Source organism: Acutalibacter sp. 1XD8-33, assembly GCF_003612555.1.
Taxonomy (GTDB): domain Bacteria; phylum Bacillota; class Clostridia; order Oscillospirales; family Acutalibacteraceae; genus Acutalibacter.
On record NZ_RAZF01000036.1, the window covers coordinates 1 to 24152 of the forward strand.

Here is a 24152-nt window from a genome sequence, read left to right on the forward strand (position 1 = left end):
AGCGGCAAGAGCCGCGCAGTGGACATAGCGCCCGGGGTCGTGGCGCTCTTGCGGCAGCTCAGGCAGGAACAGGCCGCAAGCGGTTTATCCCCCTTTGTATTCAATCAAGCGGGGAGTCCCGAACCCATGCACCCGCAAAGCCCCACCAGGTATATGAAAAAGTTTGCGGCACGGTATGGGATCCCGGACCTGCACCCGCACAAGCTCCGGCACAGCTTTGCAAGCGTAGCCATTACTAATGGTGCCGACGTTGCCTCGGTGAGTGAAAAGCTAGGCCATGCTGACAAGTCCACAACCCTGAGAATGTACACCCATGCCGATGAAGAAAGCGTGAAGCGGACAGGGGATATTTTCCGGCAGGCCCTGGAAGCGGCGGGAAATGGCAGATAAAAGCAAAAAGGCCGGGGTAAATCCCGGTCTTTTCTATGCGGTAAAGTATTCGATATTTTGGGGGCGTATGCCCTTTTGGCGAAAGTCTCAAAACGGTGATAAAAAAGAAAACTCCTAGAAACCCACAAGTTTCTAGGAGTTTTCCTGGAGCTGCTATCCAGATTCGAACTGGAGACCTCATCCTTACCAAGGATGTGCTCTACCACCTGAGCCATAGCAGCATAGGAGTTCCGTTCGCTTATCTGCGCGATCTATCCGAGGTTTGCTTTGCAAACTCTGGTTCGCCTTCAGTGCGCCACATGAACTCCTGGCGACCCGGAACGGGCTCGAACCGTCGACCTCTAGCGTGACAGGCTAGCGTTCTAACCAACTGAACTACCGGGCCTTACCCCGCTCAAATCATTCCGAGCGAACAACTACATTATATGACAACCAGCGGCATTTGTCAAGAGAAAATTTTGCTTTCTCCAAATTTTCTCTTCTCAAAGAATCCTTTCCAAAATGTCCGGGCTTAAATGATCGCGTTCTCGCCTTCTTTTTTCAGGTACTTGCGGATCGAAATCACGCCGCCCATTACGCCGAACAGCGCGCCAATTACGATATAAGCCCCATAGAGCCACACCGCATAGGGCTGGATGTCAATGATCGTCAGGAACTTTACAATCCCATATACCACCTCCACCGCCTTATCATACCCAAAATAGAGAGCCGTGGCTGAAATCGCGCCGGAGAACACCCCAATCACCACACCCTCCACAATGAAGGGAATGCGCACAAAACCATTGGTGGCCCCAACGGATTTCATAATATTGATCTCCATACGGCGAGAAAAAATAGTCACTTTCAGGGTGTTGGAGATGATAAACAGGGAGACAATTCCCAGCACCACCAGAATCCCCAAGCTGCAATACCGCACCAGCCGGTCCAAATCGCTGAGCATGTTCGCAATCCTGCGGTAATTATCCGTGCTCTCCACCCCTTCGATGGCCAAAAGAGCGGCAATCGTCTCATCATACCGGCTCAGGTCATTCATGGAAATTCTGTACGCGTCGGGCAGGGGATTGTCCTGGCCCTGGAGAGCCTGCCATAGATCGGCTTCTCCCCCTTCTCCCACCATATCCTGCACCACGCCTTTCAGCCCGTCCTCCCGGGGCACAAAGGTGCAGTCGTCAATATTGTCCAAGGCGCGGATTTCCTCCCCCACCTTTACGGAGGTCAGGGCGGGAAGGCCCTTGTCCAGGAATACGGTAATCACATTGTTTGCCTCAATACCCTGCATGGTGGCGCTGAGGTTAAGAGAGAGCAGGCCCGCAATGCCCGTCAGCAGCAGACAGGAAATCAGCACGCAGATAGAGGCAATACTCATGGTGCGGTTTTTCCATAGGCCCTTTACACCTTCCTTAAACAAATAGCCAATACTATGCAAACTCACAGGCTCACCTCCTGCCCGGCCGGTTCCGGGTTATATTGGGAGAGACGTCCTCCACCTGGTCCATGTCCAGCACCTTTCCCTCTTCATCATAGTCCGGCTGGGCGGAGATCGCCTCCAAGATGGTGGGTTCATCGTCATACAATCGATTGGGCGTAACCGGCGCGGGCCGGAGCTGCTCCTGGGGAATCTCCTCCGGATGGAAATCCTCGAAATCTTCCGCAGGCTCGGGCACAAGGGGCTCCTCCCGGTCCATTTCCTCCACCGGCTCTTCCTCTCCGCGCTCCTCCTGGTTGTCGTACTCCGCATAATCCTCCTGCTCCATCTGGGCAGCCTGGCGGGCGGCGTACTCCTCCGGCGGGGCATAACTGTCGGCCATATCATTGGTATCGGCCACAATCTGTCCGCTGTGGATCTGAATGATTCGTTTATGGAAATGCTTCACCAGAGAATGCTCATGGGTGACCATCAGCACAGTGGTCCCCCGGCGGTTGATCTCACTGAGCAGGTCCACAATCTCGAAAGACAGGGCGGGGTCAATATTGCCGGTGGGCTCGTCCGCGATAATCATCTCCGGGTTGTTCACCAGCGCCCGCGCCAAGCCAACCCTCTGGCGTTCGCCGCCGGAGAGCTCTGTGGGATAGTGCTTGGCCTTGTGCTGAAGCCCCACCAGGCTGAGCATATATGGCACCCGTTTGCGGATGGACCGCCCGGAGGCGCCCACCACCCGCATGGCAAAGGCCACATTGTCATAGACCGTCATGTGGTCGATCAGGCGGAAATCCTGGAACACCATGCCCATCTTCCGGCGCACATAGGGAATCTTGCCCTTGCGCAGCCGGGAAATATCCATGCCGTCCAGCAAAATCTGCCCGGAAGAAGGCCTTTCCTCACAGGTGATGAGCTTGAGGAAGGTGCTCTTTCCCGCGCCGGAAGAACCCACGATAAAGACGAATTCGCCCTTGGGCACCTTCAGGTTGATGTCATGCAGGGCCTCTGTGCCATTGTTGTAAACTTTCGATACATTGCTAAATTCTATCAATCATGACACCTCAGAACTTGTTGTTATTGGTGAGATACCGCTTCACCATCAGGGCCACCTTAAACACAATCGCGTCCTCAAATTCCCGCAGATCCAAACCCGTGAGCTTCTTGATCTTCTCCAGGCGGTACACCAGTGTATTCCGGTGGACAAAGAGCTTTCGAGAGGTTTCAGAGACGTTCAGATTGTTCTCAAAGAAGCGCTGGATGGTAAACAGCGTCTCGTGGTCCAGGGTCTCGATAGAGCCCCGCTTGAACACCTCTTTCAGGAACATTTCGCACAGGGTCGTGGGCAGCTGGTAAATCAACCGGGCAATCCCCAAATTGTTATAGCTGACAATATCCCGGGCCGTATCAAAGACCTTGCCCACCTCCAGGGCGGTCTGGGCTTCTTTGAAGGACCGGGCCAGCTCCTTGATATTGCTCACCACCGTGCCGATGCCAACACAGCAATGGGCATAGAATTCCCCGGTCAGGGTGTCCACGATGGAGCGTGCCAGCTTGTCAATATCCTTTTCCGTGATGTCCGGGCGGATTTCCTTTACCAGGGCGATATCCGTCTCGTTGATGTTGATGACGAAATCCTTGTTCTTATCCGGGAAGAGATTTTGCAGCACTTCAAAAGCGGAGACCTCGTTCTTATCGCTCACCTTGATCAGCAGGCACACCCGGGACACTTCAGAGTCGAAATGAAGCTCATGGCTTTTCAGATAAATGTCTCCAGGAAGGATATTGTCCAAAATGACATTCTTAATAAAATTGCCCCGGTCATATTTTTCATCATAATACTGCTTGATGTTCTCCATGGAAACCGCCAAAATGCGCACGTAACGGCGGGCATCCGGGTCACCGCCGGAAACAAAAGCGGCATAAGCAGGACGCTGGCGGTTCCCAAAAGACTTGAAAGTATAGTCGTTTGAGACAATCACATCGTCCGAATTCATGGCCTCCATGGCCGCTTCCTCAAACACATCTCCTATTTTTGTCAGGTCGCTGCACGCAATAATTACCGAGGATTCGTCGATCACACCAATGGTCCTGTCAATGGCGTCGCTCATTTGATGGATAATCCCCTGGAACAATCTGTTAGACATATTCTTCTCCTCTCGCTGGTTAAAATTTTAACGTTAACCGTCAAACAGCGTGCGTATAGTTAACGCAGTTCAAAAGAGGTATTCCACCTCTTTTGAACCAGGCGGCGTAGCCGCCCAGCTTAAAAATCAGTACATACCGATTTTTAAGTACGTTTACTATAATACACCAGGCGCCGCCAGCCGGGCCCAGTCATACATCTTATTTTACATAATCTGCGGGAAAATTTCAACCTTTTTTTCATCTTTTTGAAAAAACAGAGCAAGAACTTTTCTTCCCCGCCTCCATTTCCCCCTGAAATCCCCAAAAATCAACAGGGCCGGCGGAATCCCGCCGGCCCCAAAAGGCAAGTTTTAGTTCAGAATAGTAACTTCGGTCTCTTTGTCGAACACATGCATCTTGTTCAGGTCAAATGCAATCTTGCACTTGTCGCCAGGCTTGGCGGTGGAGGTAGGCTCTACACGAGCGGTAACCGCGTTGCCTTCGCAGTTCAGATACAGATAGGTCTCAGCGCCCATCAACTCGGTAACTTCCACTTCGCAGGTGACATGGGCTCCGCCGACCTTCTCAATGAAGTCGGGCTCGTCATGGACATCCTCGGGACGGATACCGAACACAACCTCTTTGCCTACATAGTTGGCAATGGTGGTGCCCTCGGCCTTCTTAGCGGGAATGGTGATGGTGCAGGCGCCAAAAGTAAGGGTAAAATCGTTACCGGACTTAGCTACCTTAGCGTCGATGAAGTTCATCTGAGGAGAGCCCATGAAGCCCGCCACGAACTCGTTCACCGGGAATTCATACAGATTCTGGGGCGTGTCCACCTGCTGAATGAAGCCGTCTTTCATAACCACGATGCGGTCGCCCATGGTCATAGCCTCGGTCTGGTCGTGGGTAACATAGATAAAGGTAGTGCCCAGCTTGATGTGCAGCTTGGAGATCTCGGTCCTCATCTGCGCACGGAGCTTGGCATCCAGGTTGGACAGCGGCTCGTCGAGAAGGAACACCTTAGGATCGCGGACAATGGCGCGGCCCAGAGCCACGCGCTGCCGCTGGCCGCCGGACAGAGCCTTGGGCTTGCGGTCCAGCAGATGGGCGATGTCCAGGATGCGGGCGGCTTCTTCCACGCGGCGCTTGATCTCATCCTTGGGAGTCTTGCGCAGCTTCAGGCCAAAAGCCATGTTGTCGAACACGGTCATATGAGGATACAGAGCGTAGTTCTGGAACACCATGGCGATGTCGCGGTCCTTGGGAGCGATATCGTTAGAGAGCGTATCGCCGATATACAGCTCGCCCTTACTGATCTCTTCCAGGCCGGCAATCATACGCAGTGTGGTGGATTTGCCGCAGCCGGAGGGGCCAACCAGAATGATAAACTCCTTGTCGGCGATCTCCAAGTTAAAGTCTGTAACAGCGGTAACGCCGCCAGCGTAGATCTTATAGATATTTCGCAAACTCAAACTTGCCATATATTTTCCTCCTGTCAGGCTCTGCAAGAATACCAACCCAGATCGGAAGAACCGACGAGCAACCCCAACGGATAGCAGAAAACTGAGGCGGCTACAGCCGATATAGTATGTACCGGACGGGCATTTTGGCTGGCCTTGATTGATTTATCTGTATTATAACAGAAAAAGGACTGGTTGAAAAGCCGTGATTTGCCCAAAGATTTCTCCCCAGGTTTATCCATCTTTCACAAAAAGAAAACTCTTTTCTCAATTTCTGTACAATTCGACAAAACTCTTCCGCAAGGGAGCATCTTCTTGCAGCAGCTTGCGTACCCTGTCCCCATACAGCGATGAATCCAGCCGCTTTTCCTCCCCCGCGCCTTCCGCTTTACGGGCAAAACCCGGCGGCCCGGGACTGAGCCGCAGTTCCGCGTCTTTATCGTAAACGCACTTGAAAATCGGTAAATACCGATTTTCAAGCTGGGTGGATTCTCCGCCTGGTTCAAAAGAGGTATCTTTCCTCTTTTGAACTGCGTTAACGATAGGCCCGGGCGCTCGGTTTTCAACATTTTCCACCGGGTTTTCAACATGACAATAATCTTTCTAGCCGGTCCTCAATCTGTGGGGTAAGCCCCTTCCTCCCCTTCTGCCTCCGGAGCGGCCGCGTCCTCCGCGCCTTGCGCTTCCTCCGCTTGGTCTACATAACCTCCGGTTTCCACATTTTCATTTGTTGTAGGAACCGGGCTCCCCTCTGGGGCGCTCTCCGCTGTGGAAGCCTCGCCGCTAGGCTCCTCACTGGGCGATTCGCTGGCCCCGCCGGAGCTTCCGCTGCTCTGGGAGGGCGTGGCGCTGGCCGCGGGCCCGCTGTCCGGCCCGGGGGTCACTTCCCCATAGCGAGCGCTGTCAGAGGCAAAGCCATGCATAAAGCCGTCTACCTCGGCACAGGCCAGATCCCCGCCGATAATCAACCGCCCGTATACCAGCAGGGTGGCGTACACCTCCGGCTCGTCGGGGTAGTTGGTCACATGGTACTTGTACTGGGTGCAGACCTCTCCCGCGTAGGGAGCCAGATCAAATCCCTGGGCCTGCTGCATAGCGTTGTAGTTCAAGTACACGTCGTTGAACTGGGCCGGGATCATCACTTCCCGGGTGTCGCTGGGCTCCGGGTCCACCTGCCAGCCAAAGGACTGAAGGTAAGCCAGACGCTCCTCGTTGGTTTCGCCCAAAATTTCTGCGGGCGGGGCCTCCTGCTGGTCCTGCCAGCGCAGGTAGAAGCATCCGGCAGCCACCACCAAGGCCAGGACCAGGAAGGCCATGATCCGTTTTTTGTTGGCTTTTAAAGATACGAACATACACACCGTCCCTCTCTGTGGATTCCTGGTCCATGTGTATGCGCGCAAAAGGCCGGCTATGCCGGCCCGGCCCGGTTTAGGGAAAAGAAGTCCCCCGCCCGGATTTTTGTTTCTTTCTATATTTATTGTATAGTTTCTGAGAGTGGTGCTCGCTTCGCCGCACAGGGCTCCGGCGGTTCAGGGGTTCTTCTCACCTGCCGGTTCGGTCGGCGACGGGAAATCGCCACTGGCGATTGTCGCCCCCTAAAAACCCCGCAGCCTTTGAAAAGGCTGGCGAAACTTTTACATTGACCAGCTGGACTGGTCAATGCTAGCCAGGGTAAAAGTTTTGTCCACTTTTTCAAAAGTGGCGTGGTGTGGAGCAGCGCTCCACAACCTTGCCCCTGACCTTAACACCTGAGAAGCGCATTTGGGGCGTGTGAATAATAGTTAACACTCGCTGTGCTCGGTTAACTATCCGAGTTTTGCGAAGCAAAACTCTTAAGAGGCCCCTTTTTGCAAGAGAAAAAGGGGCCTGGTCCTGGAGCAGGCTAACTGCGTGCGCAGTATCCCAGCTCAAAGTTTCCGTCCGGCTGTGTGCCTGTCGCCAAGCTGCCCCGCGCGCCGTTCCCCCCTATAAAAACTTTCAAAAAACTGAGAAGCTGTACCGATAGGATTTGTGTTATAGTAAACACACTTGAAAAGAGGTATACCTCTTTTGAACTGCGTTAACTATACTTTCGGAGAGACAAGTGGCTGCGCACACGATCTCTCAATAAAGTATACGATTTTCGGGCAAATTCAGTGGGGAGAAGCAATCTGGCGATTGGCAAGTTTTCACAACGCCACTCCCCGGCTGAATTTGCCGGAAAGGGGAATGCAAACGCCTATTGGTACAGCTTCTGATACAGGCCCCTACCGTACCGCCCGCATTACCTGGCGGGTGCGCTCCAGATAGGGGGCTGTCTCTTGATAATGATGGCTGACCACACAGGTAAACAGGATGTCAATCATGGTCATCTGGGCAATCCGGGAACTCATGGCCCCGCTGCGGATGGCCATTTCCGGGGCGCTCAGGCCAAAATGCACATCGGCGTAGGAGGCTAGGGAGACCTTCCCGAACCGGGTAATGGCAATGAGAAAAGCGCCGTTGAGTTTTGCCAGTTCCGCCGCTTCCAGGACCTCCCGCGTCTCCCCTGACCAGGACAGGGCAATGGCCACATCCGACGGGGTAAGGGTGGAGGCGGAGGAAAGCTGTAGATGGGGGTCGGAATAGGCCGTCACCCGTTTGTTAATGCGCATAAACTTCTGCTGGGCGTCCTGGGCAACCAGGTTGGAAGCCGCCATGGCGTACAGGTCCACCCTTTGGGCCCGGAAGAGTTTGTCGGCGGCGATTTCCACCTGCTCCGGCTCCATGAGAGAAAGGGTGTCCTCAATGGCCTGGATGTTGTGGTGGCAGACTTTACGGATAACGTTGCCCGCCTTGTCCCCCGCACGAATGTCACTGTAAGCGGATTTTCCCACGTTCGCCCGCTGGGCCACGGCCAGCTCACTGACCAGCTGAATAGAAAAATCCCGATACCCCTTGCAGCCCACTTTCTTACAAAACCGCACCACAGCCGCCTGGCTGGACCCGCTCCGCAGGGCCAACTCCTCCACAGAAAGCCCCACCATACTGTCCAGGTTGTCAGAGACATACCTGGCGACCTTCCGCTCTGAAACCGGAAGGTCCTCCAAAATCTGATTCATCTTCAATACTACTCCTGCCACAATAAGCACCTACCTCTGAAATATTTGCTTTGCAGCCAAGGGCCCGCCTTCATACAGGCCCTGTCATCCCGGCCAGAAAACGTTCTTCTCCTGGGGCTCCGCCGTTCTCAGGCAGAGCTCATAAGACTTGCGCACATTCGGCTCCTTTTTCAGCAGAGACACAGCGGCATCCAGCCCGCAGCCACACAATAGAATCAGAAGGGCGGGCTTCAGTTCGCCGCCGGACTTCTTCAAGGCCTCCTCCGCCTGCCCTCGGGAAACCCCTGCCGCCTGCATAAGAATCCGGACAGCCCGGTCCCGCAGCTTTTTATTGCTGGCGGAAAGGTCCACCATCAGGTTCTGGTACACTTTGCCCAGCTTGATCATCACCGTTGTGGAAATCATGTTCAGCACCAGCTTGTCGGCCGTGCCGGCCTTCATCCGGGTGCTGCCCATAATCACCTCCGGGCCTACCACCGGTACGATGGCGATGTCCGCCGCGTCGATTACCGTGCCGGGACAGGCGTTGCACAGCGCGACCGTAGCGGCACCCCGCTCCCTGGCCCTATATACAGCCCCCAACACATAAGGGGCGTTGCCGCTGGCCGTGATGCCGACCAGGGTATCGCCGCAGCCCAGTCCCAGCCTGTCTATATCGGCTGCGCCCAGCGCCTGGTCGTCCTCCGCGCCCTCAACAGAGATGCGCAGGGCCGCGTCTCCCCCGGCAATGACCCCCACAACCTGACCAGGGTCCGCGCCAAAGGTAGGAGGGCACTCCGAGGCATCCAGCACCCCCAGCCTGCCGCTGGTGCCGGCTCCCGCATAGATCAGCCGGCCTCCTTTTTTCATGCCGGCCACAATCAGATCAACGGCTTGGGCAGTTTCAGGCAGCACTCTGCCAATAGCTGGCATAATAGCGCTGTCCTCTGTGTGGATCCGCCGCAAAATTTCCCTCGTATCGCACAAGTCAATATCTCGCGTATTCAGATTTACGCCTTCTGTAGCCAAGTGGGAATAATCCATTTCATATCCTCCAAAACAGGGATCGTTATGAAGAAATTGAAGAAGTTTTTCAATTTGACGGCCGCTCGAGCCTGCTTCCGGCTATCAGCCCGCGTCTGCGGGGGAAATTTCGCCCAAAAGGGCCTCCTGAAGGGCAGAATTTCCCTAAAAAGCGCTTTGCAGCCAATTTCTATTATAGAATTATCCGCCTGTCGAGTCAAGAGTCATTTTGCATAATTTTGTCATATGATAATTGTGCAGATGATCCTAAATTTAAAAATATCTTTCAGTGATAGGAAGCAGAATAAAGCGAATAAAAATTTCAAAAAAGCGCAGCCGACACTGCTAATTTCTTTTATCTCATCATACCACGGACTGAAAGAAAGCGCAAGCCCCATTTTCGGAATTTTCAATAAATTTTAATAATAATGTTGTATAAAGTATGTGACTATTTTTGATCAAACTTCCAACCGGAATATGAAATGCCAATAAAAATCCGTCCGTCCAGAAGTTTAGGACGAACGGACAATAAGAATTTTATGTTAACCTGCGGACCAATTCAGCCAGCAGTCCACGCCGGAGCCAGCCACGAAAACCCGGGCAGATTTCGCAAAACCGTAAATCCAGCGGCCACAGCGGCCAGGACAAGGATCGCCGGCAGAAATCCCCGGCTCCTGAATACGGGGGGCCTTTTTCGCACATATCTTACCGCTTCCCAAAGAGCATACAGGACGGCGGCAGGCAGAACCACCAAGAGGAAGGCGTTCTGCCCCAGGGCCTCCTGAAAGTCTCCCCGCAGCAACGCCAGAACCATATGCTGGGCACCGCAGCCGGCGCAATAGAAGCCGGTAAATTTCAGGATAAGGCAGGGCGGCCGGAGCAAAAGGACAGCCCCCAGCCCCGCGCCAAGAGCCAGCAACACTCCGGCGGCTTTCAGAACGCGGCCTCTCATTTGCGGATATAGGCCAGCCCACAGGCTCCGGGACCCGTATGGGTTCCCACAATGCTGCCAATGTCCAGTTTCAGAACCTCCCGCTTTTTCAGCTCGCCTTCCATAAATTCCAGAAAATCGTCTCGGGTTTTGGGCACGGCCGCATGACCCACCGTCACTGCGAAATCGCTGGAGATAGGCTCTTTCTCCACCATGTTCTGAATGAATTTGAACGCCGCCTTCTTACCCCGGGCCTTTCCCACAACTTCCACCAGGCCGTTTTCCAGCGTAATAATGGGGCAGATTCCCAGAATGCTGGCAACCAAAGCGCTGGTGGCGGAAAGCCGCCCGCCCATTTTCAGGTACTTCAGGTCGTCGATGAGCGCCCACAGCCGGATCCTGGGCACCAGCTTTTCGGCCTCTTCCGCGATCTCCTGGGCGGAAAGGCCCCGATCCCGCATTTTGACGGCCTCCTCTACCAGCAGGCCCAGGGCAAAGGTTACATTCAGCGTGTCCGGCAGATAAATATGGTCGGCGCCGATGAGGTTCTTAGCAAGCCGGGCGGATTGCAGGGTGCCGCTCATCATAGAAGAGATGAACAGGCATACCACCTGGTCGCCATTTTCCTGGTACTCCTGGAATTTCTTCTCGAAGAAGGCGGGCGAGATCTGGGCGGTTTTGGGCAGCTCAGAGGCCGCTGCCAGCTTTTGATAGAATTCATCGTTGCTGATGTCAATATGAGCGCGGTAACTTTCCTCGCCAAAGTTCACGGTAATGGGGAGCATTTCTACGCCCAATTCCTCGCAGCGGGCAGGAGAGAGATCGCAGGAGCTGTCGGTCAGGATCTTTACCATGGTGTCTACATTCCTTTCGGGGATAATTCCTTACAACCATTATTATACACGCAAGTCCCGGACAGGTCAACCGAAAAACCACTTCTTCTCCGCCTGGAAAAGCCGCTTTTCAGAAAGCCCCGAAGCCGGGAGCAATGGTTACTCCACCAGGTGCGCCTGGGTCCATTGGTAGGTTTTCGCGCACACATCCTTTACACAGCCCTCGTCCAGAGGGGAACGCATATCCACCCCATGGGCCAGATCCACGAAGGTCCGGGTTCCCCCCAGCCGCACAAAAGCCATGTATTTCTCCCAGGCCTTCTGCCGGTCCTCTAGGGACAGGGCGAAGAATTGCAGGGACATCACCTGGGCCAGGCAGTAGTCGATATAATAGAATGGGCTCTGGTAAATATGCGTCTGCCGCTGCCAGCCGGCCCCCCGACCGTAGAAGGGGATGCCCTCCATGTCCAGGTAGGGGCGGTAGACCTTCTCCAGGAGGGCCCAGGTCTGGTTGCGCTCCTCCGGGGTCATCTCCGGATGACTGTAGACCTCTTGCTGGAAATGGTCCACCAGACAGCCGTAGGGGATGAAGGTCAGCGCGTCCTCCCCGTGGGAGAGCTCGTATTTGTCCGTCATGGGCCCGAAGAACAGGTGATGCCAGGGTGCGGTGAGGAATTCCATGCTCATGGAGTGGGTCTCGCAGCCCTCCATGGTGGGCCAGCGGTTGGCGGCGATATCGATGGTCCGGGCGGCGATGTAGTCCGCGAAGGCGTGGCCCGCTTCATGGGTGAGCACATCCACGTCTCCGGAGGTGCCGTTGAAATTGGAGAAGATGAAGGGGTACTTGTAGTCGGGCAGGTTGGTGCAGTAGCCGCCGGGAGCCTTGCCCTCCTTGGCCAGCACGTCGAACAGCTCGTTTTCCATCATCAGGTCGATGAACTCCCCGGTTTCCGCAGAGAGCTCATGATACATCCTCTTCCCCGCCGCCATAATTTCCTCCGGCGTGCCCTGGGGCTTGGCGGAGCCGTCCCGGAATTTCAGAGGATCATCATAGAACTTAAAGCTGTCCAGACCCAGACGCTTCTGCTGGCGCTCCTTCACCTTCACCGCCAGGGGGACCAGGTCCCGGACCACCTGCCGCCGGAAGCCGTCCAGATCCTCCGGGGTGTAGCAGTTGCGGCCCATGCGCAGGAAGCCCAGGGGCAAATAGTTCTCGAAGCCCAACTTTTTCGCCTGCTCTGTGCGGTTCTTCACCAGCTTGTCATAAAGCTCGTCGAACTGGGCCTGGTGTTGATCGAAGAAAGTCCCCTCCGCCTCCACCGCAGCCTTGCGCACAGCCCGGTCCGGATCCTGCTTATAGGGCCCCAACTGGGCGATGGTGACGGTTTTGCCCATAAACTCAATACGGGCGCTGGCGTAGAGTTTTTGATACTCGGTGCACAGGCGGTTCTCCTCCTGCATCAGGGGGACGATCTCCGGGGAGAAGGAGCGCAGCTCGATCTCGATGTTGGTGAACACCAGAGCGCCCAGCTCTTCTTCCAGCTCTGGGCGGAAGGGGGACTCGGCCAGTGCCCGGTTGAAGGCCTGGAGCTTTTCGGAGATCAGGGGGTACTGCTCGTCCAGGTAGGCCTGCTCATCCTCGTAGAACTTGTCACGGGTATCCACTGTGTTGCGGATGGAACAGATAGCGGACAGCGTATTGAAACGGGACATCAGAGCGTCTTTTTCTTTGTAGAGGGCCAGCTGTTCCCCTGCGGAACCGGCCTCTTTCAGCCGGGCGGTAAGTCCGTCCAGCTGGGCGAACATGGCAGGCATATCCGGACGGGAATAAGGCATTTGGGAAAATTTCATTTATATGCTCCTTTCGTTTGCTTTCTTACTGTCCATGATACCCCTGCGACGGGGGCAGGTCAAGACAAAAATTGTAAAAAATAAATCAAATAAAATTCATGCCGCGTTCAGAGTTTTTTCATATTTATGGGGTACTATAAAACCGTGGCCAGCAGAGCCACGGTACGACTCTTTTTCATCATATCCTCATTTTAACTCCTTACTTCCTCTTGAGAGAGGCCGCTCAGCGATGGGCGGTCTCTTGCTTTATGCTGAAAAATGAAAAAAGCAAAAAATTCTGCAAAAAACACTTGACTTTTTCCTGCTTCCAGGCTATAATAATTTAGCATTAAGTGATTGAAAAGAAATCTGCTGGTGTAGCTCAGTTGGTAGAGCAGCTGATTTGTAATCAGCAGGTCAGGGGTTCGAGTCCGTTCACCAGCTCCAAACTGGGCGGTCCGGCCCGATGGGAAGGCCGGACAAGCCTTGTATAAAATTGCATAGTTTATGGGGGAGTTCCCGAGTGGCCAAAGGGGGCAGACTGTAAATCTGTTGTCGACGACTTCAGTGGTTCGAATCCACTCTCCCCCACCAAAGACAAAGAAACCGCATGGCTGTGCGGTTTCTTTGCTTTTCTCTGAGGTCGCTGGTTTGACTTTTGCAGTGGGCTAGCACGGTGCGGCCTTGTTTCTGTGCTGTTTGTGTTCTGCATATCTACGTGGATATTGTGGATAAAATCTCATTCGGTTTTTTGTGTTGGCTTTGCCTGGGATTCCTCTCTTTTTTTCGTGACCCACATCGTGACCCACATGCGGAAACGGCCAGAAATAATCGCAGAGGTCTGGAAACGATTTTGACCCACACCCCGTTCTCGCCTGCCGGCTCGGTCGGTTCGCGTCAACGCGCCACTGGCGCGTGCTCACCCCACACGCGGAAATAAACGGAAACGGCTGGGTACTTCCGAGGAGGAAGTTCCAGCCGTTTTTCTCGTTTGACCTGCTTTTACATGACCTTGTCCATAAAATTTCCCATCTTTTCGGCGGCTTGTTCTTGCTTTTGGCGTGTGGCGTGGGTGTAGGTTCTCAGTGTGAACCCGGCATCGTAGTGGCCCAGCATTGACGATACTGTTTTCACGTCTACACCGTTTTGTAGTGCGGCAGTCGCGAATGTGTGGCGAAGCTCGTGGAAGCGACAAATGGATATTTCCTCGTGGAAGCGGAAAATGACGTATGGTATGATATTGTCAAAGGCTACGGTTTGCGCCGTAGCCTTTTTCGTCGAAAGGAGTATTTTTATGGCACGAAAAAGCAGAAAACATCAATACACGGAAAGGGTTAGGCCTTCTACCGCTGATGCAGTAGGCTATGTTCGACTTTCAATTGCAAATCGAGAAGAATACGATTCTATCCAAAATTAGAAGTTCATCATTGAACGCTGGGGCGATCAGCACCAAATTCCTATATCGCATTACTATATCGATAACGGTTTCAGTGGCAAACGGTTGACCGCCCTGCGTTTCAAAAAATGATTGAAGACATCCTTGCGGGCAAAATCAACTGTGTCATTGTGAAGGACCTCTCTCGCTTGGGAAGGGACTACATTACCACCGGTTATTATATTGAAGTCATTTTCCCAGCTAACAGCGTCCGATTTGTATCTGTAAACGATCAGTTTTATACGATTGACGGTATTACTAACCAAGCACGTCCTTACAGTTCCAAAATCCGCATACCAATAACAAACGCATTTAATGAACAAGTATCTATTGAAATTAAAAAGAAAGTGGAGGCGACTTTAGATATGAAAGCACAACACGGTACATTTATTGGGCCAAGAGCTCCATTTGGCTACCGGAAATCAGAATCTAACCACGAGAAACTTATACCTGATCCCAAAGCAGCCATTATTGTCCGAAAAATTTTTGAGTTAGCAGCTAATGGCACTGGTGTGACCGCCATAGTTCGGTATCTGAACGAGAAAGACATTCCCACACCGATCCAATATGCGAGGTCGAATGGCTTAGCTGGAAACTATGATGATGGCAACAGAGATTGGAATAGCAGATCAGTCAAGTATATCCTGACCAATCGAACCTATACCGGCATGCTTGTACAGGGGAAAGAAAAGAGAGCTGTTGCCGCAACACATGAGCCCCTGGTAGACACGGATACCTTTGACGCCATTCAAAGGTCATTTCAAGCGAAAGCGTTTAATCTCACCACAAATAGCCAATCGACAGAAAATGTTTTAAAAGGTAAAGTTGTCTGCGGTTGCTGCGGTGGAAAAATGCAGCGTAAGCGTGGAACCAATCATGCAGATTGGTACTTCTTTACCTGTATTACCAAAAACCGTTCAGGCGCTGGCAAATGCATCGGTATGTATGTACGGGAGGAAGATGTCTTTCGTGCTATCTATCATCAACTAAAACTATATGTAAACGAGCATTTTATTTCCGATTTACAGTATAAGCAGGAAATCAGGAGTCTTGACAATAATATTGCCCAATCTGATCAGCAATATCAAGAGGCTTTTAGGAATGCTGTTCAGCATTCCGAGAGGTTTATTTACGGAGAGATCGGCAAAGAGGATTTCCGAGCAGTTCAAGTTGTAGCAAACGAAAAGAAAGCAATTCGGGATGGTATTATTACGAGTAAGGCGGCTTATGAAAAACAATATCAGGTGTTTCGCAAATTATTGAAGGTGAGCTACAAAGAAATTGCTCTCAGCGAGATTGTGGACTGTATTGGTGAAATTATCATATGTCCAAACAAAAACATTGCCATTAAATGGGCGATTGCCCCCTAATTATCAAATTACGCTAAACCATCTCCGCTGAATCGCCGTATCTACGTACTATTTGTTCTAAAATGTGCACTTCAATAGCTATAGAGAGGTTGAAAAGATGTCAAGAATTATGTATAATATTCGTGACATCTAGTGGGAGGTGGTTCTTTGGATAGTGGATATATGACGCAGATACGTGAGCGCATTTTATCGGCGGAAGATGGAACCACTTTTGCCACTTCTGATTTCGCTGATATTACGGATTCGGAGACTGTGAGACAAAGTTTGAATCGGCTTGTTCAAGCAGGAATATTACGTCGCGTTCTTAGAGGAATTTTTGAAAAGCCGAAATATAGTAGCGTTCTCAATGAGTTTGTAGAAGTAAATCCAGATGCAGTAGCAAAAACTTTGGCTCGTACTTATCACTGGACAATCGCACCGTATGGTATAGAACCTATGAATGGAATTCAACTAGGCTTGAGTTTAAGCACAGGACAAATAAAGAATTCATTCAGAGATGACTTAATCAAAGAAGAGCATAATCAAATTTTTGATACTGATGAAAAGGAGGTTTCAAAATGACTAATCACCAAGCTTCTGAGCAGATGCTAGGTTATTTGTATCAGGTGCGATATGCCTTGGCACTACTGATGAAAAATGACAACGCTGATTTTCAAATAAGTATTGAAAAATTTGATGATGTTGCGTTTAGCAAAGACGGTGTGCCAAAGCAACTTATCCAGTTGAAGCATCATATACAGCGACAAGGCAGTCTCACAGACGGAAGTACAGATTTATGGAGAACATTAAAAGTGTGGATAGATGTAGTCTCTGAATCTCCGGATATATTAAGTGGAACAGAATTTCTTATTGTTACGACAGCAATTGCCCCAGACGGCACAGCTGCTTCTTGTCTAAAAAAGGATAAAAATCGAAATGCGGAAGGTGCATATGAGAAATTAAAGGATGTTTGCCTTAGATCAGAAAATAAAGATCACAAAAAATATTACAAGGCTTTTTTGAAAACTGATGAAACCATTGTTAAGTGTTTAATCAGCCAAATATGTGTTATTGATGGTGCGAGTGATATAATTGATGTTGAAAAGGATTTCAGAAAACAGATTCGGTATAGCTGTATTCCTAAATATGAGAATCAAATTTGTGAACGCTTAGAGGGCTGGTGGTACAAAAAGGCAATTGAAGCCCTTCGCTCAGACACGCCAATATTTGTTACCCAAAGCCAAGTTAGATCGTTCATTGTATCTGTAAGCCAAGAGTATTCAGATGACAACTTGCCAATAGATATTTTTGATATTGGCAACTTGCAAGAAAATGATTTAAGTGCTAATGAGAAAATATTTTACGAGCAACTTAAACTGATTTGTCTTGGCAGTCGTCGTATGCAAACTGCTTTAAGAGATTATTATCGTGCATTTAAGCAGAGAGCCAATTGGGTAAGGAATGATTTATTATATGTCAATGAATTGGAAAAATATGAGCAGCGATTGATTGATGAATGGGAACACACTTTCGCGGCTATGGAAGATGATTTAACCGGGTATAGCGGAGTTACAGAAGAAGAAAAAATTACAGAAGGACGTAGCCTTTTTTCTGAAATAGAAAAGAAAGATATCCGTATTCGTCCCAAATGCCAAGAGGCTTTTGTGATGCGAGGAAGTTACCATATGCTGGCTAATCAGCTTAAAGTGGGTTGGCATATTGATTTCTATGATCGACTCAAAAAATTATTGGATACATAAGAGGGAGGCGATGGAGATGAAAAACTGGAACATGCGAACACATGAAGTCGCATTTCTCCTCAACCCCGCTTTTTGTGGGAGAGTATTATATTCAACAATTAAAACTTATAATGATAAAACGTGCAGGGCGTTTCCGTTTCCGTTGATTTATTTAATCTTGCCTCTTGTTTTACATAAAGAAACAAGGATTAATATAAATAGTAGGACGCAGTTGCAATTATGGATTCAGCGATACCCGCAGCTTTTAATCGATTTTCCCCAAAGGACAAGAGAACTAGTTCCAATTACAAATGAATCTGTTGAATTTCTTCTCCAAACAGGGAAAGTTCTGCTAACGCCAAATGGTGAATTAGAAATATCACCAGCTTCGAAAACATTGAGTAAAACAAAATTTGTTGATGATGAAATTTCGGAATGTCTCAAAAAAGGCGAACATATTGCCAAGTGGTTTGCAACAGCAGGAAAAGTCGAGACAATATATATTGAGTTGGGGGTGAAACCATGATGCAGATACGTGAACTTTTACTTTATGGATATAATGGGAAAGTGCGTCACCTACCTTTTGCATTGGGCCGAGTAAATATTATTACTGGTAGATCAAAATCAGGAAAATCCGTGGTAGGTGATATTATTGATTATTGCTTGGGCGGTGATTCATGTAATATTGCAGACGGAGTAGTTCGTGATAATGTAGCATGGTATGGCTTACTCCTGCAATTTGAACGTGAACGTGTATTTGTAGCACGCAAAAATCCAGATAAAGGCCTGCAAACAACAGGGGTTTGTTATATTGAAGTTGGAGAGAAAATTGAAGCTCCTGAAAAGTGCAATTTCTTATCCAATACAAATGTATCTGGGATTGAAGAATCGTTGACTCGTCGAATTGGAATCTCAGAAAATTTAAACACACCACCTGAGGGACAGAGTAGACTACCCCTTGCAGCTAATATAAGACACGCATTATATTATTGTTTTCAAGGGCAAGATGAAATTGCAGCAAAGAACTTTTTGTTTCATCGTCAATCGGATGATTTCATTACACAAGCTATTAAAGACACCATTCCTTATTTTTTGGGGGCCATTAGCGAAGAGGCTTTGGCACTGGAAAATGAAAGAAGTATACTCAAACGCAAATTAACACTTGAGAAGCGCAAACTTGAAGAAAACCGGTATTTAATAGGAGGCGGTTCTGAGAGAGCAATTGCGTTAATTGGAGAGGCTCGACAAGCTGGCCTTATTGCTGCATCGACACAGATAGATTATTCGAACTATCATGAGATGTATTCTGTTCTTCAAACTGCTATGAGTTGGTCACCTAGTATGATAGGCTCTAACAGTGGAATGGATCGGCTAACTTTCTTGCAAAGTAAACTTCAGGAGATTCGGGATGAGTTTGACGAGATTGGAATTAGCCTTGATAATGCACGAAAGTTTGTCGGGGAGACCACAGGATATTCCGGAGAAGCTCAACACCAGAAAATGCGCCTTGAATCTATAGGCCTTTTTGAACAACTTAATTTCAATCCCGGAAAATGTCCGTTGTGTTCTGGAGTGCTTGAACAGCCGCTTCCTAGTGTGGAAATGATAAAAACTTCTATTATCAATTTGGATAAGTCAATAGCAAATGTGACGCGCGAACAACCGAAACTTAGAGCTTTTATTTCTGATTTAGAACAAGAACGGGAAAAGAAACAGGAAGAGATTAAGGCGTTAGAAGCAGAAATTGACGGGTTATATCAGCAGGAAGATGAAAGAGCACGGTTGAGAGATATAAATGCACGGAGAGGGAAGGTTGTTGGACGAATTAGCCTTTGGATTGAGAGCGTGGAAAACGATACAGAGTCAGAAAAGCAGGAACAAATTGTAAAAGGAATCGAAGAGCGAATAAAAGAAATCGACGACATTCTTGATAGAGACTCTGTGGAGGAACGCAAGCAGTCAGCTCTTTCTCGAATACAGGTGGATATGACGGAATGGGCTAATGTGTTGCAACTAGAACATTGTGACAATCCATATAGGCTCGACTTGAATAAGGTCACTGTTGTTGTAGATAAGCCAGAAAGGCCTGTGCCACTTAAGCAGTTGGGAAGCGGTTCGAACTGGGTAGGGGTTCATCTTATTTCATATTTTGCATTACAACAATTTTTTATTAATGCAAATCGCCCAGTCCCAAGATTCTTATTCCTTGATCAACCATCACAAGTTTATTTTCCGTCTGAGTTGGATGAAAAACAGATAGACTGGAATGAAGTTAATAAAATGTACCAGTTTATCATCGATCGTACTAATGAACTTAACGGAAAACTACAGGTTATTATTGTTGACCATGCTGATTTAAAAGAAGAGTCCTTTAGAAAATTTATTTGTGAAAATTGGTGGCCCATCGATAAAAATCTTGTACCAAATGATTGGTATGAAGCATAAAGAAGGAGGGATTCCAAATTATCATTGATTTGATGATTTGGAATTTCTCCTTTTCAGAGAATATTTTTGTCGTGGGCTTGACATACGGGTGACGGAGGGCGTGAAAATTTATATAACTTAATCCAGCTGACTTTAATATCCGCTTGTGGAGCGTTACGATGGAGTCCAGGTAATACATCTCGCCAGTTCGGGTGGAGGGAAACATATAGGGGTTGTCCGGGTGCTTGAGGTGTTCGTGCTGGAGTAGCTCCACGGCCTTTTGCGGGATTGACACTAGTCTGACCGAAGTTTCCGTCTTGGGTCGGGTGATGACGATGTTGCCGTTCTCGTCGCGGGTGGCTTGTTTGCTTACTGAGATTGTCTGGTTTACAACGTCTAAATCTGACCAGAGGAGGGCAACTAACTCGCCTTTCCGTAGCCCACTCACCAACTCAAGGTAAAACATAGGGAGGACGTGGCGGCGGTCGGCTTCGTCAAGGTAGGCTTTCATGTCCTCGGCTGGTAGGAATTTCATCTCCTTTTTCTCCAGCTTGGGGGCGATGCAATCCTCTGTGGGATTGCGCTGAATCAGGCGTTCTTTGACCGCTCGGTCCAGGGCGTTGTGGAGCATAAGGTGGATGCCACGCACAGTGGAGGCGCTCAGACCGGGGGATTTTTCTTTCTGAACTTCTCGTAGCCTGCCATTTTCTCTGAGGTCTTGATATAATTTTTGAAGATCACGCCCGGTCAATTTGTTTAGCTTGAAGTCACCGATTCTTGGGTTTACATGGAGTTCGATGCTCCGGCGGTAATATTCGGCGGTGGAAGCTCGGACATTGGGCTTGGCGTAGAGGGTGTACCAATTGGTGAGCCATGAACCTACCGTGTAGTCATCGGAGCGGGACACGTCCAAATCTTTTGTATCCTCGAGTGCTGATGCCAGTTTTTCTTTGACTTCTGCTTGGGTTTTCCCCAGCACGTTTTTGATGATACGCTTGCCGGTAGCTGGGTCGTAGCCTACTGTATAGCGGCCTTCCCATCGACCGTCTTTGCGCTTGCGTATATTGCCCTCGCCGTTTGCTCTTTTCTTTGCCATATATCGGCCCCCTTTCTCAGCACACCACAATACCACACCCTACTGAGAAAGTCCACTGACATTTTTCTTACTTTTTCGGTTTACTCAAAACCGTATTCTTTGTTTAGCGGCGCAAATTTTGAGGGGGTTAGTCGTCGTAATATCCAGCTAAAATATCTTCAAGTTTCACTTTGCCACGAGTGCGGCGTACATTATTGATGGCCTCGCGGCGCATTTCCTCTATCTGCTCTGGAGTATACTCCGCAAGCTCAGCCAGTACCCGCATCACCATCTCAAGTTGTACGGCATAGCGGAAAAGTCCCTTTGAGATAGCTTTCGCGTTATCCTCTGACAATTTCAAAACGGACTCAGCCAGTTTGTCGCCAAGGATGTCATTATCCTGCAAAGCATTGTTGGCCATGAGGCTTTCAAGCGCTTGGGTAACCAGCTTGTTCCGGGAGGAAAAGCCCTGTTCTTTCATAAATCTATCCGCCCGCTTGACCAGATCTCTGTCCAAATACAGGCTTATCCGCTGCATATTTTCTGAATCCATAGAGCACCTCCCAAAATGCAATACACCAACTTGTGACACCTAAAAATCCCCTGGTATTCAGCCATTCCTGCCTATTCGTGACCCCAGATATTACACCAAATCCCTGATGGTGACCCCAGCCTGACACCTATCTTACCGCATCCTTCAAATCCTGGAAAAGCCCGTAGTTTCTAGCCCTCCCGCCCGGCTCTGCCGGACGGTGTGAACTGCAAAGGCGCCGGTATGGCGCCTTGCTTTCTCCTGCTTGTTTTTAGACCGGTTTTCTGGAGCCATTTTTGACTGGATTATCTTCCGTTTCAATGCATATCTTTGCAACAAGTTTGCGCCGTTGTTCGCGGAAAGTTTGTGCGGTTGCTGGAGGCGAGGCCGGTGCCCCTCACAAATCGCCACAAACGCCCTCACGCCGCGTTTATAGGCGTTTGCCGTGTCCTATCTCTACTTCCGGCCTAAACTGCCCAACACGGCCCTCACAGGGCCAACAGCGCTTTGACCCAGGGATGGCACGGTTCCTTTCAGTCCCGACATCACCACGCAAGCTGAAATAGGGCAGTAAATTCTTTTCAGACTCACTGCTTATCCGTGCGACCGTGACGAAGCGCCGGCAATTCAAGTTTCATACATTTGTAGGTCAATAAACAGGAAGTTATTTACTTCTTATAGTGTAATCCAATACCTTTTCATTTTGCATCCATCAACGTCGATAATTTTCTCAAAAACTCCATCATTCGAAATTATTACTTTTTCACTTGCTGCATTCTCACTATTACAAGTGACAAGAAGTTTTTCTATTCCCATTGATCTTGCATTTTGTATATTCAACCGAAGCATTTCCTTTGCGTAACCTTTGCCGCGTTCAGAAGGACGCACTGAATACCCACAATGCCCTCCCCACGTTCCAAGAATAGGATGATTTATGTGATGACGCAAATCTATCACGCCTACAACTTTGTCATCTCTCTTGCGTACAGCTAAGTATGTATGAGAAGGAACAGTAGATCCCGTGGCACCACATGTTTCTTCACTTTTTCTTAGTTCACATATTTTTATCCACTCTTCAGAAGACTTACTTACATCAAGCGACATACAACCTGCAAATTGATCTTCATTTTCTGCGTCGCATTCCAAAATTTCTTGACGAAATTTCCATATTTCATCTGCATACATCTGTTGAGACTCTATTAATATAATTTGATCCATTCTAATATTTCTCCTTAAATTCCGATTTTCCGACCTGCCATTATTATATCACGGCTACAAAAAATTGCAACTGGGTTTATAGACGTGATTTGTACTTGACAATTCCCCTTTATATATGGCATACTTAACGTGACTTCGACAGAATGGCAGAGAACGAATTATGCTATGCTCTATATCTGTATGTAGAGCATAGCATTGGGCGTAAAACCTTTTCTTTGTTTAGCGGCGTAAATTTTGAGGAGGGATTTGGGTTTTCTCTTTATTGCTTTGCCGCTGGTGCTTTGCGGCTTGACCCACACCCCGACCCACACGGCGAAAAAACTGTGTGGACGCAGTGGAAAATTTAGGGTCAAATGCCGTGCTATGATGGAACGGAAAGGGCTATAAACGCCGCTATGGAGCCGATTTTTTGCACTCCACACTGTTTGTAATCAGCAGGTCAGGGGTTCGAGTCCGTTCACCAGCTCCAAACTGGGCAGTCCTGCCCGTGAATGAGGCCGGACAAGCCTTGTATAAAATTTCATAATTTATGGGGGAGTTCCCGAGTGGCCAAAGGGGGCAGACTGTAAATCTGTTGTCGACGACTTCAGTGGTTCGAATCCACTCTCCCCCACCAAAAGGAGATAAAAGCTTTTTTGAGGCTTTTGCCTCCTTTTTTATACTCCAAAATTCTGTTGATGAAACAAAAAGCGTAGAATAACATCGCAATCAACACTTTTTTGTTCTTATATACAAGAAACACCGAATAATCCACTAATCATGTTCAACAGAAGAAAAAGCGAAATCAATTCCACTAATTTGTAGGTTCTACTCGAAAATGCTTGAGCGACCCATTATAATGTAGGAAAGGAAGATAACCGTGAAGCTATCCCTGTTGGAATCAAAAATTTTTGGTAAGGTATGTTATGGCTTTCGACGCGACAAGAACAAGAGAGTAGAAACAGTTGAGCCGGAGGCCGAAATTGTGCGGGAGATATTTGGCCTATACCTGTCAGGGAACAGTTTGGAGAAGATTCAGGAGCATTTGAGCAAGCAAGGTATTCCATCTCCATCCGGGAAGACGGAGTGGAGCCGTGATGTGCTGAATAAGCTACTAAACAACTATAAGTACACGTTTGGCGTTATCGACCATGCCAGTTACATGGCTGTGAAAGAAATGAAATCAAATCGGTGCAGAAATCCCAATCGGCATATTGAGGATGATGAAGAATGGAACGAGCAAGTCAATCTGAGCTGCTATGGGCCTACGCGATAACGAGGGATGAGTATGCCAAGAGGCTAAGTGAAAAATCACTGCTCAAAGCGAA

The 24152-nt window shown here is 49.3% G+C and carries 19 protein-coding genes, 5 tRNA genes and 3 pseudogenes; 11 read left to right on the plus strand and 16 right to left on the minus strand.

Annotated elements, in window-relative coordinates:
- Nucleotides 1–390 (plus strand): tyrosine-type recombinase/integrase (locus D7X94_RS15435; protein WP_147401756.1); only part of this gene is annotated, 390 nt, incomplete at its 5' end.
- Between the two features lie 145 nt (nt 391–535).
- On the opposite strand, the gene D7X94_RS15440 is transcribed toward D7X94_RS15435, so the two are convergent.
- The 12 genes and pseudogenes from D7X94_RS15440 to D7X94_RS15500 form a co-directional block, all read right to left on the minus strand.
- Nucleotides 536–611: transfer RNA gene (locus D7X94_RS15440), tRNA-Thr, on the minus strand.
- Nucleotides 612–698: 87 nt separating this feature from the next.
- Nucleotides 699–775: transfer RNA gene (locus D7X94_RS15445), tRNA-Asp, on the minus strand.
- Nucleotides 776–901: 126 nt separating this feature from the next.
- Nucleotides 902–1822 carry a permease-like cell division protein FtsX gene (ftsX, locus tag D7X94_RS15450; RefSeq protein WP_147401757.1) on the minus strand — a complete coding sequence of 307 codons (921 nt, stop codon included), beginning with the start codon at nt 1820–1822 and terminating at the stop codon, nt 902–904.
- Between the two features lie 385 nt (nt 1823–2207).
- Nucleotides 2208–2861: pseudogene (gene ftsE, locus D7X94_RS19345) on the minus strand (cell division ATP-binding protein FtsE); the annotation flags it as partial.
- Nucleotides 2862–2871: 10 nt separating this feature from the next.
- Nucleotides 2872–3954 carry a helix-turn-helix domain-containing protein gene (locus D7X94_RS15460; RefSeq protein WP_120428543.1) on the minus strand — a complete coding sequence of 361 codons (1083 nt, stop codon included), beginning with the start codon at nt 3952–3954 and terminating at the stop codon, nt 2872–2874.
- 351 nt (nt 3955–4305) lie between these two features.
- Complete coding sequence (locus tag D7X94_RS15465; RefSeq protein WP_120428544.1) at nt 4306–5418, minus strand: ABC transporter ATP-binding protein; 1113 nt, start codon at nt 5416–5418, stop codon at nt 4306–4308.
- A 593-nt stretch (nt 5419–6011) separates the two neighbouring features.
- Complete coding sequence (locus D7X94_RS15475; RefSeq protein WP_120428546.1) at nt 6012–6749, minus strand: DUF4830 domain-containing protein; 738 nt, start codon at nt 6747–6749, stop codon at nt 6012–6014.
- An 894-nt stretch (nt 6750–7643) separates the two neighbouring features.
- Entirely contained in the window at nt 7644–8477 is an 834-nt protein-coding gene (locus D7X94_RS15480; protein WP_120428547.1) for a MurR/RpiR family transcriptional regulator, read from the minus strand.
- An 84-nt stretch (nt 8478–8561) separates the two neighbouring features.
- Nucleotides 8562–9500: an N-acetylmuramic acid 6-phosphate etherase gene (gene murQ / locus D7X94_RS15485; protein WP_120428548.1), complete on the minus strand. Its 939-nt coding sequence runs from the start codon at nt 9498–9500 to the stop codon at nt 8562–8564.
- A 538-nt stretch (nt 9501–10038) separates the two neighbouring features.
- On the minus strand, nt 10039–10431 hold the full coding sequence (locus D7X94_RS15490; RefSeq protein WP_120428549.1) for a DUF2752 domain-containing protein: 393 nt from the start codon (nt 10429–10431) through the stop codon (nt 10039–10041).
- On the minus strand, nt 10428–11264 hold the full coding sequence (locus D7X94_RS15495) for a DegV family protein (protein ID WP_120428550.1): 837 nt from the start codon (nt 11262–11264) through the stop codon (nt 10428–10430). The genes D7X94_RS15490 and D7X94_RS15495 overlap by 4 nt, the downstream gene beginning before the upstream one ends.
- 138 nt (nt 11265–11402) lie before the next feature.
- Nucleotides 11403–13094 carry a M3 family oligoendopeptidase gene (locus tag D7X94_RS15500; RefSeq protein ID WP_120428551.1) on the minus strand — a complete coding sequence of 564 codons (1692 nt, stop codon included), beginning with the start codon at nt 13092–13094 and terminating at the stop codon, nt 11403–11405.
- A gap of 350 nt (nt 13095–13444) precedes the next feature.
- Here D7X94_RS15500 and D7X94_RS15505 point away from each other — a divergent pair.
- Both D7X94_RS15505 and D7X94_RS15510 read left to right on the plus strand, forming a co-directional pair.
- Nucleotides 13445–13520 (plus strand) — tRNA-Thr (locus tag D7X94_RS15505).
- 62 nt (nt 13521–13582) lie between these two features.
- Nucleotides 13583–13667 (plus strand) — tRNA-Tyr (locus D7X94_RS15510).
- 408 nt (nt 13668–14075) lie between these two features.
- On the opposite strand, the pseudogene D7X94_RS15515 reads toward D7X94_RS15510, so the two are convergent.
- Nucleotides 14076–14264: pseudogene (locus tag D7X94_RS15515) on the minus strand (tyrosine-type recombinase/integrase); the annotation flags it as partial.
- Nucleotides 14265–14585: 321 nt separating this feature from the next.
- On the opposite strand from D7X94_RS15515, the pseudogene D7X94_RS19580 reads away from it, so the two are divergent.
- The 6 genes and pseudogenes from D7X94_RS19580 to D7X94_RS15540 form a co-directional block, all read left to right on the plus strand.
- Nucleotides 14586–14879, plus strand: a pseudogene (locus D7X94_RS19580) (recombinase family protein); the annotation flags it as partial.
- Nucleotides 14874–15878 (plus strand): recombinase family protein, encoded by a 1005-nt coding sequence (locus D7X94_RS15520; protein ID WP_279221803.1) that lies wholly within the window; start codon nt 14874–14876, stop codon nt 15876–15878. The pseudogene D7X94_RS19580 and the gene D7X94_RS15520, both read left to right, overlap by 6 nt.
- Before the next feature lie 147 nt (nt 15879–16025).
- On the plus strand, nt 16026–16439 hold the full coding sequence (locus tag D7X94_RS15525; protein WP_243111355.1) for a DUF6088 family protein: 414 nt from the start codon (nt 16026–16028) through the stop codon (nt 16437–16439).
- Entirely contained in the window at nt 16436–17617 is a 1182-nt protein-coding gene (locus D7X94_RS15530; RefSeq protein ID WP_120428552.1) for an ABC-three component system protein, read from the plus strand. The genes D7X94_RS15525 and D7X94_RS15530 overlap by 4 nt, the downstream gene beginning before the upstream one ends.
- A 16-nt stretch (nt 17618–17633) precedes the next feature.
- Nucleotides 17634–18122 (plus strand): three component ABC system middle component, encoded by a 489-nt coding sequence (locus tag D7X94_RS15535; RefSeq protein ID WP_147401758.1) that lies wholly within the window; start codon nt 17634–17636, stop codon nt 18120–18122.
- Complete coding sequence (locus D7X94_RS15540; RefSeq protein ID WP_120428554.1) at nt 18119–20041, plus strand: DUF3732 domain-containing protein; 1923 nt, start codon at nt 18119–18121, stop codon at nt 20039–20041. Before D7X94_RS15535 ends, D7X94_RS15540 begins: the two co-directional genes overlap by 4 nt.
- Here the strand turns inward: D7X94_RS15540 and D7X94_RS15545 are convergent.
- The 3 genes from D7X94_RS15545 to D7X94_RS15555 all read right to left on the minus strand — a co-directional run bounded on the left by D7X94_RS15545 (nt 19977) and on the right by D7X94_RS15555 (nt 22845).
- Nucleotides 19977–21116 carry a tyrosine-type recombinase/integrase gene (locus D7X94_RS15545; RefSeq protein WP_120428555.1) on the minus strand — a complete coding sequence of 380 codons (1140 nt, stop codon included), beginning with the start codon at nt 21114–21116 and terminating at the stop codon, nt 19977–19979. The two genes, D7X94_RS15540 and D7X94_RS15545, sit on opposite strands and share 65 nt — an antisense overlap.
- A gap of 127 nt (nt 21117–21243) precedes the next feature.
- The gene (locus D7X94_RS15550; RefSeq protein WP_120428556.1) at nt 21244–21648 is read right to left on the minus strand and encodes a CopG family ribbon-helix-helix protein; all 405 of its coding nucleotides are present in this window, start codon (nt 21646–21648) and stop codon (nt 21244–21246) included.
- Nucleotides 21649–22302: 654 nt separating this feature from the next.
- Nucleotides 22303–22845 carry a GNAT family N-acetyltransferase gene (locus D7X94_RS15555; protein ID WP_120428557.1) on the minus strand — a complete coding sequence of 181 codons (543 nt, stop codon included), beginning with the start codon at nt 22843–22845 and terminating at the stop codon, nt 22303–22305.
- Between the two features lie 531 nt (nt 22846–23376).
- Between D7X94_RS15555 and D7X94_RS15560 the strand changes: the two genes are divergently transcribed.
- Both D7X94_RS15560 and D7X94_RS15565 read left to right on the plus strand, forming a co-directional pair.
- Nucleotides 23377–23461, plus strand: a tRNA-Tyr gene (locus D7X94_RS15560).
- 243 nt (nt 23462–23704) lie between these two features.
- Nucleotides 23705–24100, plus strand: coding sequence for a recombinase family protein (locus D7X94_RS15565; RefSeq protein WP_158591052.1), 396 nt, complete (start codon nt 23705–23707; stop codon nt 24098–24100).
- The last annotated feature ends 52 nt before the right edge of the window (nt 24101–24152 follow it).

Coding starts and splice junctions, on each gene's coding strand:
- D7X94_RS15540 (WP_120428554.1), top strand. CDS start 18,119: ATGATGCAGATACGTGAACTTTTACTTTATGGATATAATGGGAAAGTG.
- D7X94_RS15500 (WP_120428551.1), bottom strand. CDS start 13,094: ATGAAATTTTCCCAAATGCCTTATTCCCGTCCGGATATGCCTGCCATG.
- D7X94_RS15495 (WP_120428550.1), bottom strand. CDS start 11,264: ATGGTAAAGATCCTGACCGACAGCTCCTGCGATCTCTCTCCTGCCCGC.
- D7X94_RS15465 (WP_120428544.1), bottom strand. CDS start 5,418: ATGGCAAGTTTGAGTTTGCGAAATATCTATAAGATCTACGCTGGCGGC.
- D7X94_RS15535 (WP_147401758.1), top strand. CDS start 17,634: ATGAAAAACTGGAACATGCGAACACATGAAGTCGCATTTCTCCTCAAC.
- D7X94_RS15520 (WP_279221803.1), top strand. CDS start 14,874: ATGAAAGCACAACACGGTACATTTATTGGGCCAAGAGCTCCATTTGGC.
- D7X94_RS15550 (WP_120428556.1), bottom strand. CDS start 21,648: ATGGATTCAGAAAATATGCAGCGGATAAGCCTGTATTTGGACAGAGAT.
- D7X94_RS15530 (WP_120428552.1), top strand. CDS start 16,436: ATGACTAATCACCAAGCTTCTGAGCAGATGCTAGGTTATTTGTATCAG.
- D7X94_RS15555 (WP_120428557.1), bottom strand. CDS start 22,845: ATGGATCAAATTATATTAATAGAGTCTCAACAGATGTATGCAGATGAA.
- D7X94_RS15490 (WP_120428549.1), bottom strand. CDS start 10,431: ATGAGAGGCCGCGTTCTGAAAGCCGCCGGAGTGTTGCTGGCTCTTGGC.
- D7X94_RS15460 (WP_120428543.1), bottom strand. CDS start 3,954: ATGTCTAACAGATTGTTCCAGGGGATTATCCATCAAATGAGCGACGCC.
- D7X94_RS15545 (WP_120428555.1), bottom strand. CDS start 21,116: ATGGCAAAGAAAAGAGCAAACGGCGAGGGCAATATACGCAAGCGCAAA.
- murQ (WP_120428548.1), bottom strand. CDS start 9,500: ATGGATTATTCCCACTTGGCTACAGAAGGCGTAAATCTGAATACGCGA.
- D7X94_RS15475 (WP_120428546.1), bottom strand. CDS start 6,749: ATGTTCGTATCTTTAAAAGCCAACAAAAAACGGATCATGGCCTTCCTG.
- D7X94_RS15480 (WP_120428547.1), bottom strand. CDS start 8,477: ATGAATCAGATTTTGGAGGACCTTCCGGTTTCAGAGCGGAAGGTCGCC.